Origin of the sequence: Nostoc sp. DedQUE08 (genome assembly GCF_034530895.1) — a bacterium.
Classification (GTDB): domain Bacteria; phylum Cyanobacteriota; class Cyanobacteriia; order Cyanobacteriales; family Nostocaceae; genus Nostoc.
Window position 1 is genome coordinate 145316 of record NZ_JAVRCD010000001.1, and the last position, 13493, is coordinate 158808.

A 13493-nucleotide genomic window follows, 5' to 3' on the forward strand; every position below is an offset into this window, starting at 1 on the left:
ACCCAACAACGACAGCGCTATGGAAGTGATGAATCTCTAAATCCCTTGCTGTGCTTGGTATATATCATTTATAACAGATAAATAAAAAGCGTCAACTATTTATCTGTTATAAATAAGAAGATAAGCCACAATGTCTGCTGTGACTGGATTACAAGAGTTATTCGCTTTGTTTATAATATTTCTCTAAATTTTTACACTCTCAAGCATTGGACGCTGATAATTCCTCTGCTACATACCCTACTTTTTTGGGTGTTATCCCAGGTAGCATCTAAGGTGTCACCTAAGATGTCATCGAAAGTGACACCCATTTTCCAGGGTATCAACACACAATTTACAACACAAGGAAAATGGCAAATTTATCAGTTTTCAGTTTTGAGTCACACGAAATACGGTTTGTGGGTACAGCAGATGAACCGTGGTGGGTAGCCAGTGATTTATGCACAGTACTCGATATAGTGAATGTCAGTCAGGCGATCGCTAAACTGGATGATGACGAAAAGCTGATGTATACATTACATACATCAGGTCAAGGTAGAGAGACGCTTTGTGTTAACGAGTCAGGCTTGTATTCGCTTGTTCTCACTTCTCGCAAGGCACAAGCAAAGCGCTTTAAAAAGTGGCTCACGTCAGAGGTCATACCAGCTATCCGCAAGACAGGCACTTACTCAGCGATCGCCAAACCTCAGTTATCGTTACCCAGTGAAGCACAGAAAGCAAGGCTTGCAGAATTGCACTCAAAAAGGTTGAGCATCTGTTGAGCATCAACATTAAGTAGTAATTTATACTTGAAATAGAAAATTACTAGATAGATAAATCACTTACATCAGTAGTTCAAATGTACTAAAACTTGTTAAATACTAGACAATTAGCAGAAAATATTAACTTATGGGCTGAAAGTACTGATTTAACGTTGAATTAGATGGTTCTTGGGAACCATCGCTACAATAAAAAAGAGTATGAGTAGTTTCGCGGCGAGTCGCCATTAATTCGTGCAAGGCTGTTAATTTATTTTCTGCTGCACCAATTAATCTTGCTCTTTGCATCAATAACGGTTTTAAATCTTCATTATCTTCAAATCCCGCTTCGCCATTTTCTCGATCTCGATAAAGAAGCGATCGCCCAATTCTTTTAGTTAACTTTAAATAGGCAATACTTTCTGCTTCAGTTAACTCTACCAACACCGGATAATACAGATAATGTACCAAAGCACCTTGAGCGATCGCATCCCTCAAAGTAAACTCCGGTTGCAGAACTGGGCCAAAATAATCAAATAAAGATTGCGTCCCAAAATCATCAAAATACCTCTCTGGTGTCGCAGATAAAGCTAGTCTCAACCCAACACTACGCGGTAAACTTTCTTCTAACTTGGGTGCGCCTAAATTATGCGCTTCATCCCCAATAATTAAAGTTTTGGCGGGAAAATATTTGAGTTGAGACTGAAATCCATCTCCAATTAAAGTGGAGTTCGTAGTAATCACCGTGATAAACCGTTGAGAACCAGAACGCAGATTATAAATTTGGGTAGAAAGTTGACTTTGCCAAGTGCGTAAATTCTCAAAAGCTAAAATGGGTTGCAAATTAAATTTTTCGCATTCTCGCGCCCATTGGGTAACGAGATGGCGGTAGGGACATACCACCACCAGAACTTGTAAATTAATCTGCTGATATAATTCACAAGCGATCGCTAATGCAGTAATAGTTTTACCACTACCAGTAGCCATTTTCAGCGTCCCTCTGCCATTGTTGGTAAACCAGCTAGCGATCGCTTGACGCTGATATTGCCGCAATTGCAGAGACACAGGCATTCTTGGGCATCCTGGTAATGGTTGCGTGTAATAACTGCCCTTACTTTCCCTTGTAAATGGTAATTTCAATCGGAAAGTGGGCAGTTGCTGCACTGAATTTTTCGTCAGGTACATAAAATGTTAAGCACAAAGATGGTAACGAACCCTAATTAATGGGCATTGGACATTGGACATTAGTATTTATCTTTCCCAGTCCCCAGTCCCCATTACTCAGTTGTAACCGCGCCAAACACCAATGAGAGAACCTTGCACCTGCACTTGTTGAGCCATGACTTCAATGGGATTGTACTTAGGATTTGCTGGTTTGAGGGTAACGCGATCGCCTTGGCGATAAAAACGTTTTAATGTCGTACCAAATCCATCAACTCTGGCGGCAACGATAGTACCATTTTTTAAATGATTTGGTTCTGCTACTGGACGCAGAAATACCACATCACCATCAGTAATTAAATCTTCAATCATGCTATCGCCAGCTACCCGCAAAGCGTAGGTTTGGGGAGGTAAATCGAAATTAGAAAAGTCTAAATGATCTACAGCATCAGTAAACGGTTCTATTAAACCACCAGCAGCGATCGTGCCCAAAATTGGTACACCTTGCTTTACAGGATGCAAAATCCGAATCGTTCGCGCTTGTCCTTCAGTCCATTCAATATATCCTTTAGTGCGTAAATGCTCTAAACGGCTTTGAATTGGTGCTGGTGACTTCAAGTTCATCGCTTGCATCATTTGCCTAATTGAAGGCGAATGCTGGTGCGTTTTGATGTATTCTGCTAACCATTCGTAAAGTTCTTGTTGAGCTTCTGTTAGACGTTCCATAAATTTCCGAGAAGTAATTATAAATGTCTCTAGAACATTAGTACTACAAAAAACTCCCCATAACAAGAGAAAAGTAAAAATTATGAAAGGCAAAAGTAAAAATATTCTCTTTTCTCTTACCCATTTATTTCGGATTTTTACCAGCAAGTAGTTAGGAGCCAATTGCACACTCACTATTTTGACTCCTAACTCCTAACTCCTAACTCTTAACTCCTTTCATTCTGCCCCTAAAATACTAGCAAGCAAAGCCTTTTGAGCGTGCAGGCGATTTTCTGCCTGTTCCCAAACTCGTGATTGAGAACCTTCAATAACAGCTTCGGTAATTTCTTCACCACGATGGGCTGGTAAGCAGTGTAAAACAATTGCCTCTGGGTCAGCAAGGCTTAATAGCTGCTCTGAAATTTGGTAAGGTTGAAAAATTGGCATCCGATTGTCTGCTTCGGCTTCTTGCCCCATACTCGCCCAAACATCAGTGTAAAGTACAGCAGAACCCTTAGCTGCTAATTCTGGATCGTGAGTGACGAGGACTTCTGTTTTGTTATTAGCGATCGCTCTTGCTTGTTCTACAATCTGAGAATCTGGCTCGTATCCGCTAGGAGTGGCAATTCTGACATTCATCCCCACCAAAGCACAGCCCAACATCAGAGAATTAGCCATATTATTCCCATCGCCCACGTAGGTCAAAGTTAACCCAGCAAGGGTATTAAAGGTTTCCTGAATTGTCAATAAATCCGCTAATACCTGACAAGGATGTTCTGTATCAGTAAGCGCATTAATCACCGGAATCTTGGCATAGTGAGCAAAAGTTTCTAAATCTTGGTGTGCAAAAGTACGAATTGCCAAAATATCCAGATATCGATCTAACACCCGCGCCGTATCCTGCAAAGGTTCCCCGCGACTAACTTGAGTGACATTAGGATTGAGATCGATTACCTGCCCACCAAGTTGATACATCGCCACAGTAAAACTTACCCGTGTGCGAGTTGAAGCTTTGGAGAACAACAACCCCAAAACTTTATTACACTGCAACTTCAACTGTTGTGATTTAAGTTGAGTTGCCAATTGCAAGAGTTCTTGAAGTTCAGTAGAAGTGATATCCGCTAGACTTAATAAATCTCGTCCGAGCAATGCTGCCATGCTTGTAATCTCTAAAAAATAATTATATATTTCTGTTCCTTTATTCAGCCGTGCCATGCCAAGAAAATATAGTTTTAGAACTGACCAGGTATTTTTGGGTTCAGCCCAGGATTTGAGTTAGCTTTTGCTATAAATTTGCTATAAATATTAATTTATCAACTTTATCAGTGATTCAGAATGCCTAATTGTTTCTGGTTCATCACAATGGCAACGCCAGAACAACCATTTAAACCGACAAAAGCAGCGATATTGCTAAAATTTCTGGTCTTTTAACTTAATTTAGGATGAAGCAGATATTTTTTAGAATTTACAGCTAGACAAATAAATGGATTATGGTACAATAATAAATCGTGGTTGCTAATTTAAGAGTAATCGTCAGACTTGCCAGCATAGCACAGTGGTAGTGCATCCGACTTGTAATCGGAAGGTCGCGAGTTCAAATCCCGCTGCTGGCTTTAGTACATTCGCAAATTAGTGTCGCCGAATTGTTTGGAATTAAGTATCAACATCATAATTAACCCAAGTTGCGGGTTATAAAATTCTGAATGCTTCGTAACCATTGATTTAGATAAATGCATATAAAAAGTTTATGGTCGCGCTAGAATGCAACCGTAATTTGGAGTGAATTATAAAAGTACAAAAATTAACTTATGAGATCGATGCTTGTTAAAGAGTAAATGCAAACATAAATGCTTGCAGTTTCAGTAAAAACCCTTTCTAAGTACCTGACTTTTCACGTTATGTGGAAAAGTCCACCAAAAACCTAACCCTCTAACCCCCTTCCCGACCAGGGAAGGAGCAAAATTCAAAGTCTCTCTCCTTTTAGGAGAGAGATTTAGAGAGAGGTTTTCCAGATGTCGTGAAAAGTCAGCCCAGCTACAAGCATGAATTGATTGCGATCGCTCGGTACTGATATTAATTAAGTGGACGCAGAAGTGTAATTTTGCCCATGCCCGTCTCTTGACTGAGTTGCGCTACGTAGAGATTTCCATTCGTGGGATTCTCAACCAAATCCAATGGACTTGGATTAAAACCAGTGAAACCACTAATACCCGTTTGGGAATTTATAATATCCAACTTTGCGCCACCTGGTGTTAGCACAATGATGTCTTTCCCTGAACTGAAGCGTGTCACCAGCAGTTTGCCTTGCAGCTGACCACCTAAAACATGACTACGATATTCAATAATACCATTAGGTGAAAAATGCTCTCCAAAATCGAAGGCAATACCCTTCCAATTCCGGTCAGGTAGAGTCCCAATGGGATATTCACTTATCTGAACTGGATCTGTACCAGCTGTAGGATTTCCTCCACTCAACACCCACTCACAACGTTTCGGATTGGGATGACCATAATAACCATTTTTAACAACGCGAAACAGAAAGTCTCGCTGCGTGCCTAGACTGCTAAGAGCAGGCACAGATGGACTAGTATATGCCCCATTAGTAGCTTTATCAATCCGGTTGTGACAGGCAAGAGGTAAAGGGATAGGTGTATTTGGCGTATTGCCACCAGCTGCTGAACCATTCGTTGGCACATACAACTGACCATTGCTATGCCAAACCAGATCGTAGGCATTACGTATACCACTAGCAAAGATAGTTACAGGCGCGTCCGCTTTAAAGGGGTTATAAGTACCTCCATCCTCCGTCTTAACGCTTAAAGGAGGTGAGGTGATTTTGGACAAGTCAACTCGTAATACAGCAGCAGTTAACAACTGCTCAGGACGATTACTCCAGGCAGTGTTTGGTGCGCCGGTACTACTATTACTACCCTGCAACACATAGAGCACGTTTGGCTCATTGGGCTTAAATTCAATGCTATTGGTTAGATGATCCCGGCTCGATCGCGGTAAATCAACTACATAGTCTTTTACTGTCTCTAGATTAGTACCGCTTAAACGAGTAATCTTACCACTCCACTCTGGCGCATCAGCTTTTCCATTCCAATAGTAGTTATTTGTTACCCATAGAATTAGGTTGTTAGCATTTGTTGATGAGGGATCGAAGTGCATACCAACGATCGTTCGATTACCACCATTTGCAGTCTGCAATGAGGAAATCGTTTGTGGCGTACCCAGAGTGCCATCAGCATTAATCGGGAAACGCAAAATCTCACCTAATAAGGTAGCAGCATAGAGTTTATTGTCAGGCCCAATCAATACTGTGGTGTAAGGTTTGATAGGTACATTCGCTAGTGAGATTTGCTCGAAAGTAATATTGCTTACTGGGTTCACAAAAGAGCCTGTTGTGAAACTAATGCTATAGGGTAAGAATGCAGCACCATTGCTATCTTTAACCCCGTCACTGATTTGTAACAAATATTTGGTATTGTTCTTGAGACGATTTATCGGAGACACTACAATCACATCTCCACCACCGGAAGTGTTGTAATTGGCATTGACTTGTGTATTAGTAGTGCTATCGATCAGCTTGATGGTTGAGGCGGAAATAGTATTAACCGCAATCCCACTGTTAGGGAGATTTAGGTCTGCTGTAATCGAGATATCTGGCGACACGTTTGTCTGACCATCATTGGGATTGGTCATTCTGATCGAGGGACGATTACCTGGTGCGATCGCAATATAGTTGAGTTTAGTATTCCTACCACCTTTAGCATCAATTGTGAGCTTGCCATCGGCAACATTAACAATCCGGGTAATTGCGGCAAACTTTTTGGTTGCCGTTGGTACAAAGCCAGAAATAGCAGCCGTCCCTTCTATATTGATCTGGTGCTTACTATTTACACTGTTAATAGCATCACCGACGCTAACAGTCACATTGTACGAACCATTAGATAGGGCATATTCCCAAGCAGCAGGTATCGTGACTCCTGTTCCCGCATTGCTAGGAGGATATTGCAGATGAATCAGTCTATTTAGCCGCCGATCGATGCCACTTTGGTTGCGATCGCGTGTATTGAGTTGGATATCAAGGGGAGTGGGTGTACTATTGCCTAAGCTATCTTCACGCACCCAACCAAAACCTCTAGTATCATTGTAGGCTTGACCGATATCTTTAATATACCCAGATGGTACAGGAGCATTATTTGGTTGAAAAGCAATCCCTTGAACAATTGCTAATACCAGTATTTTGGGTTTAATCTTGTAAATCATAGTATGCCTTGCCGTTGTGTTCATAGTTGATAAGTGAGTAGTCCATTAACATTGGCCAAGTATCGAATGGCACGCTTGTAAAGCTGAAAGCTCGTCTGGGCAGGGTGTTGGGGGTAGGGTGTTGGGTGTAGGGAAAAATCAAGAAAAGTGAACAGGGTGCAGGTTGTATTGGGTGTGGGGTGTAGGGAAATTAAGACAGACACTCCGGGTGGGGCTTTTACCTGCCTTGCGAAATAAGGATTTTTCGTGCGCGTGGGGCGAGGCTTTAAACCTACACCCTACACCCCACACCCCACACCCTGTTTCTAGTAAATATGAGTGGGGATACAAATAAATTTCTGACTGACTACACCCACTCAGCCACACCCCACACCCAAAAGCCTTATATATAATGGGTTTGCCGTTAACAAGCGTGCCATTCGGCCAAGTATCTGCAATGATTATTCTTGGCAATCTTTCACTAGCTATAAACGAACGTAATGACCGCAAGTCTTAGGGAACTCATTTCTCCAGAATGTATAAAAAGTATTTATTAAATACTTTTTATACATCAATACTGAACTTGTTTTTCAGAGAATTATAGGGGAACTTTCTAATGCCTCAACTTGGCACAGCATGATTACGTAAAAAGCAATAAATCTTCAAAATTATTACCGTAAACCAACCTTAATATCATGTCCGCCTAATTAGTTATAATTCCCACATCTGTACAAAAATCAGGAAACTCTTTTCCCCCTAACCCTTGCCGTCTTAATGATAAGTCTTTAAATGGATACGATATGAATTGGTGCTGGCAGAGTTCATTTTTATCAGTGCTGTTAATACAAAAGTAATATCAAGCTAGTTGAATGTTTGTAATATCTATAGTTTGGGGAACCAGTAAGGGCAATAGTGCAGCGTAAAGCCTTCTCTTCTCACAAAGGGAGACGCTAGGCGTAGCTTGCTTCCCTGTAAGGGTAGCCAATAGGACAGCAACTCTTAAAGATGCTACCGCGAACATCTGGGGTTTCCCGACAACCAAGCAAATGGCCTTTGCAAAACAAAACCCAACATTTTATCCATATTTATGTTGTGTTTAACAATAATGAAACCCAACACGAACATGGAGATATTTTATTAAGTAATCAGCCGAACATGATATAAGTTTGACAGTAAATCAGGAAAAATTTTTCAATATTTATACTTACCTTTGTAATAATATGATATTTTAATTCACTCATCTATCTGAAGGTGGATTATGCAGAGATTAACTTAATTACTAAGCAAATCAGCTTTATTTATCAGTGCGCAACTGGGTGGGGTAGTAATTTACGATCGCATAACGATCACATAATATTTAACGGGTCTACATCAATAGTTAAACTTACAGATGAAGGACAAAGCGATCGCACTTCTTCCCAATCTGGTAATCGCGGTAAGGCATCAGGGGCAAATTTAATCAATATTTGCCAGCGATAACGATTAGCTACTCGTAAAATACTCGCTGGTGCTGGGCCCAATATCTCGAATTCTTCTTCTGTACTCAAGGCTGTAGCAATAACTTGCGCTGTATTTTGCACTTGAATCGGGTCGAGACTACTCAAACGCAACAAAATTAACCGCCCGTATGGAGGATAATTGAGTGCTTGGCGTTGTTCCAATTCAGCTTGAGAGAAAGATTGATAATCGTGCGATCGCACTGCTGCAATTACCTGATGCTCTGTAGTATAAGTCTGCACAATCACTCTACCGGGATCTTCACCTCTACCAGCACGTCCAGCGACTTGAGTCAAGGTTTGAAACGCTCGTTCGCTGGCGCGATAATCTGATAAATTTAGTAATCCATCGGCGGCGACAACACCCACAAGTGTCACCTGTGGTAAATCTAAACCTTTAGTGAGCATTTGCGTACCGACTAACAAATCTGCTTCGCCGTTGGCAAACCGAGTAAGTAGGGTACGATGGGAGCCTTTATTGCGGGTGGTATCGCTATCAAAACGAATCAAGCGCAACTCTGGGAACTGCCTTGCTAGTTCCTGCGTTACCCGTTGAGTACCGCTACCGAAAAATTTTAGATAAGGGGAACTACAATCAGGGCAAAATTTGGGGTGCGATCGCGCATAGTTACAATAATGACACCGCAATAATTCTGGCGCTTTTTCTTCGGTGTGGTGATACGCCAGCGACACATCACAGTGCGGACATTCCAACACATATCCACAACTGCGGCAAGAAACAAAAGTACTGTGTCCCCGGCGATGGATAAATAAAATTCCCTGTTGTTTTCTTTCTTGCAACTCTTCTAAAGCTGTTTGCAGCGATCTACTAAATATAGAACGATTTCCCTGTTGTAACTCTTGCCGCATATCGACAATTTCCACAGGCGGTAAAGGGCGAGAATTAATGCGTTCAGGCAAACTTAAATAATGAGTGCTGAGTGCTGAGTGCTGAGTGCTGAGTGAGGAGTTAGGAGTTAGGAGTGAGGAGTGAGGAGTTACGAATTCTCCCCCTGCCCCTCTGCTCCCCTGCTCCCCTGCTCCCCTGCTCCCCTGCCTCCTCACGCTTACCCAAGTTTCCAATGAAGGCGTAGCGGAACCCAACACCAAAGGGCAATTTTCTAATTCGGCTCGCCACTGGGCAACAGTGCGGGCATGGTAGGTGGGTATGGGGGAATCTTGTTTAAAGCTGCTATCATGTTCTTCATCTAAAATAATTAAACCCAAGTTGGGCAAAGGGGCGAAAACGGCGCTGCGAGTACCAATGACAACTTGGGGTTCTCCGGTAAGCATTTGTCGCCAAGTGTCATAACGTTCACCATCTGAAAGGGCGCTGTGATAAACGCTGACTTTATTACCAAAACGAGCGCGAAAACGATCGGTTAGCTGCGGTGTGAGTCCAATTTCTGGGACTAAAACCAAGGCAGATTTACCTTGATTGAAAAGAGGTGCGATCGCTTGCAAATATACTTCGGTTTTTCCTGAACCTGTCACCCCATGCAATAAAACTTGAGCAAATTCATCTAATGTCTGGATTGTCGCTAAGGCACTAGCTTGAGCTGTAGTTAAAGATTTAGCACCATCGCCTACTAAAGTTGGGCCTTGTTCGGTTCGCAAAACTTCCCGTTCTTCGATGACGATGTAGCCTTTTTCCTCTAGCCCTTTCAGGGTAGGGGTAGTTGTTTTACAAATCTGTAAGAACTCATTTAACCATAACTCGCCACCACGCCGCCGCAGCACTTCTAAAATCTCTCGTTGGCGAGTAGTTAACTCTTGGTCAATTGTACCTGTGAGCGTAACTGCTTTTTGCAATTTTGGTCGAGTTAGTCGTGGTGGTTCTAAGTAGCTTTCTACTAAACCAAATCGCAATAATTCCCGAATTCCCCGATAAGCAGATTTGACTTTTTGTTGCAGGTAAACAAAACTGTAGTCCCCCGCTGGTTGCCCTTGTAAAAGTTCCCAAACTTGCCGCGCAGTTGGAGTCAAAAAAGCTAAAGGATCGGCAGATCCCAGTAAATAACTACTCCCCTTTGCCCCCCTGCCCCTCTGCTCCCCTGCCCCTCTCCCACCAACCAGGCGGATACGACGCTGCGATCGCCCCAGTAACCCTGGCGGCAGAGCAACCCGGATTACTTGAATCAACGGCGTATAGTAATATGCAGCAACTCGGTTGAGTAATTCCCAGTAAGCACTTGGGAAAAATCCAACGCTGACTATATCTTCTACTTCCCGGATTTTTTCTGGTGGTAAATCGATATTGGGTTGTGCCAGTAATCGAATCGCGATCGCTCCTAATTGTTGCGCCCCAAATGGCACGCTCAAAATATCCCCTGGTTTGATTTCTAACTGGGCTGGCAATCGATAAGTAAATAGTCCTGTACTTCCTGGACAGTCTACCAATACTTCAACCCACCGATTAACAGTTTCACCTGACTTATATGATTCACTCGGTTCACTTACCACTAAAGGAGATATTTTTATGTCATTAATATACATACTTGCTGATTTTATAATTAAATATTTCCTTCACATAGCTGGTCAAAATCAACCTAGCTAACTAAACTTTAGTTTTTCGCTTTCTTAAATTTAAATGGTATTTCTCAATACTGTTATTCTTCATAATACTTGATAATTTTCCTCTTATGTAATCTACTAGACAAATTCGTATCAACTATATATGCAATAAATATTTGGTGCCCACTATACAAATAAAAGCATGTCGGCTATTGCTGCAACAGTTACTCTATCTACTAAATATGGAGTAGCCTTTTTCCGCCTATCGGTAGATATTCAACCCTTTCTGTATATGAGATGCTTTTATACAAAGTAATATCAGATCGAAATTAAGCTCTTACTCTTGTAATTTGGATTGTGTAGGTAACTGGAAATCAAATCGGGAATGCGTAAACCCATTAGTAGGTATTCCTTTTCTACAGTGGACTCCAGCGCCTAAAACATTATAAATATTTAGAAAAATATATGAAACTTTAAGATATTTGGATGATTAGCTGAAATTTTTATATTTGTTAAGGTTGAGAAAGTTTGAGGGGGGTTTGACATATTTGATAATTCCGAAAAAAATGAAGAATATATCTGTTGGGAATCTAAAAAAAAGTTTTATTGGGTGCTAAGGTCAGTTTCGTTATAGGTTGTATATAAGTGTAACCTATAAATACTAGGTAGATGCCGATTTTTATTTCTGTAGACAAATTAGCATCAGCTTATATTTCGCTATTCTTTACGGGTGCATCGTCCATTAGGGAAAACTACCAAGCCTCAAACGAGTAGGTGTAAATGAATTATGTACCAAACAAAGCAACAATCCCTAAAGGAAAATATGAATATTGTTGAATTGGGAAAAATGGAAATACTGGAGAATGCTGCTGATATCGAAGAACCATCACTCGATAGTTTAAATGCAGTGGCAGAAGAAGAATCTCCAATTGTAGTAGAAAATCTGGAATCGGACGAACGCGATGGAGATGACATGGCGGCGGCTCGTCCTTCAGGATACAACAAAACCGAACATGATGATGCTGTCGGCGCATTTTTTAAAGAAATGGCACGTTATCCGCTTTTAAAAGCTGATGAAGAAGTAGAGTTAGCGCGGCGAGTTAGGTTTATAGAGGAATTTAGAGAAATACAAGCGGCTTTAGAGTTAAAACTGGAACATGAAGCTAGCAAATTAGAAGTGGCTTCTGAGTTAGGGATGACGGAAAAGCAACTAGAAAATCGCTTGTATCAAGGGAGAGTAGCAAAACGCAAAATGATTCGCTCTAACTTGAGATTGGTAGTGTCTATCGCCAAGCGATATTTAAATCGGGGAGTGCCTTTTCTGGATTTAATTCAAGAAGGAGCAATGGGTTTAAATCGTGCTACAGAAAAATTCGATCCCGATAAAGGATATAAGTTTTCTACTTACGCCTATTGGTGGATTAGACAAGCGATTACCAGAGCGATCGCTAACGATGCGCGAACAATTCGACTACCAATTCATATTGTCGAAAAGCTTAACAAGCTAAAAAAAGCCCAACGGGAACTCAAACAAAAACTCTGTCGTAATCCTACCGAAGGTGAAATGGCAGAATATTTAGAGATTAGCGTGCAACAACTACGTCAGCTACAACAGCTACGACGACAAGCACTTTCTCTCAACCACCGCGTCGGTAAAGAAGAAGACACGGAATTAATGGATTTGCTAGAAGATGAAGATAACTTGTCTCCTGAAGCAAAAATGAATGAAAACATGATGCGTCAGGAGATTTGGGAAGTTTTGGGTGATGTGTTAACTCCACGAGAGAAAGATGTGATTTCTCTGCGTTATGGTTTGACAACCAGCGAACCATGTACTTTAGAAGAAGTTGGCAATATGTTCAATCTTTCTCGCGAGCGAGTGCGTCAAATTCAAAGCAAAGCCATGCGGAAATTGCGCCGTCCTCACATAGCCAAACGCTTAAAAGGTTGGTTGATTTAATCTCATTGCTCAAGATAGAGATGCAATCTGAAACTTAATTAGCTTTGCAATTCGCAAAAATCAAGCGTTTTGTAGCGTTTTTCGGCTCTTATTTAGTCAATACTCAAAAAAAATTGCCCAGTTGCCTATAGACTATGGACTATAAACTATGGACTATAGACGAATGACTTCGGATAGCAATTTGATTGTGCGTTTTGCCCAAGCAGCCGATTGCAGCGTATTGTTTAAATTAATTGAGGGACTTGCAGAATATGAAAAATTATCTCACGCTGTTACTGGCAATGCTCTAGCACTTCAGGAGCATTTATTTGGTTCGCAAAGATATATAGAGGCAATATTAGCGGAATCTGCGGGTCAAGCTGTTGGTTTTGCGCTGTTTTTTCATAATTATTCAACATTTCTGACTAAGCCGGGAATTTATCTGGAAGATTTATTTGTTTTACCAGAATATCGTAGGCAAGGTATTGGTAAGGCTCTGTTGACTAAAGTCGCTCAGATAGCTGTAGAACGTGATTGTGGGCGATTAGAGTGGAGTGTCTTAGATTGGAACGAGTCAGCCCAAGCATTTTACCGTAGTATGGGAGCCTCTATATTAGATGATTGGCGAATTTGTCGTGTTACAGAACATGCGCTTACTCAGTTAGGATCTGTTAAATAAAAATTGAAAGATGA

Annotated in this window: 6 protein-coding genes, 1 tRNA gene and 2 pseudogenes; 4 read left to right on the top strand and 5 right to left on the bottom strand. The window is 41.3% G+C overall.

Annotation, left to right across the window (positions count from 1 at the left end):
• Positions 1–347: 347 nt before the first annotated feature.
• A pseudogene (locus RMY64_RS00600) lies at positions 348–665 on the top strand (Bro-N domain-containing protein); the annotation flags it as partial.
• 234 nt (positions 666–899) lie between these two features.
• Here RMY64_RS00600 and RMY64_RS00605 read toward each other — a convergent pair.
• The 3 genes and pseudogenes from RMY64_RS00605 to argF form a co-directional block, all read right to left on the bottom strand.
• Positions 900–1919: pseudogene (locus RMY64_RS00605) on the bottom strand (DEAD/DEAH box helicase family protein); the annotation flags it as partial.
• Between the two features lie 96 nt (positions 1920–2015).
• Entirely contained in the window at positions 2016–2621 is a 606-nt protein-coding gene (gene lexA, locus RMY64_RS00610) for a transcriptional repressor LexA (protein WP_322690154.1), read from the bottom strand.
• Between the two features lie 216 nt (positions 2622–2837).
• Positions 2838–3758 carry an ornithine carbamoyltransferase gene (argF, locus tag RMY64_RS00615; RefSeq protein ID WP_322685119.1) on the bottom strand — a complete coding sequence of 307 codons (921 nt, stop codon included), beginning with the start codon at positions 3756–3758 and terminating at the stop codon, positions 2838–2840.
• A gap of 383 nt (positions 3759–4141) precedes the next feature.
• On the opposite strand from argF, the gene RMY64_RS00620 reads away from it, so the two are divergent.
• Positions 4142–4213: transfer RNA gene (locus tag RMY64_RS00620), tRNA-Thr, on the top strand.
• Between the two features lie 460 nt (positions 4214–4673).
• Here RMY64_RS00620 and RMY64_RS00625 read toward each other — a convergent pair.
• Positions 4674–6872 carry an Ig-like domain-containing protein gene (locus RMY64_RS00625; RefSeq protein WP_322699014.1) on the bottom strand — a complete coding sequence of 733 codons (2199 nt, stop codon included), beginning with the start codon at positions 6870–6872 and terminating at the stop codon, positions 4674–4676.
• A 1325-nt stretch (positions 6873–8197) separates the two neighbouring features.
• The gene (priA, locus tag RMY64_RS00630) at positions 8198–10843 is read right to left on the bottom strand and encodes a primosomal protein N' (RefSeq protein WP_322699015.1); all 2646 of its coding nucleotides are present in this window, start codon (positions 10841–10843) and stop codon (positions 8198–8200) included.
• Positions 10844–11648: 805 nt separating this feature from the next.
• On the opposite strand from priA, the gene RMY64_RS00635 reads away from it, so the two are divergent.
• Positions 11649–12821, top strand: coding sequence for an RpoD/SigA family RNA polymerase sigma factor (locus RMY64_RS00635; protein ID WP_322669931.1), 1173 nt, complete (start codon positions 11649–11651; stop codon positions 12819–12821).
• 163 nt (positions 12822–12984) lie between these two features.
• Positions 12985–13479, top strand: a complete 495-nt coding sequence (locus RMY64_RS00640; RefSeq protein WP_322669932.1) for a GNAT family N-acetyltransferase — start codon at positions 12985–12987, stop codon at positions 13477–13479.
• Positions 13480–13493: the final 14 nt, after the last annotated feature.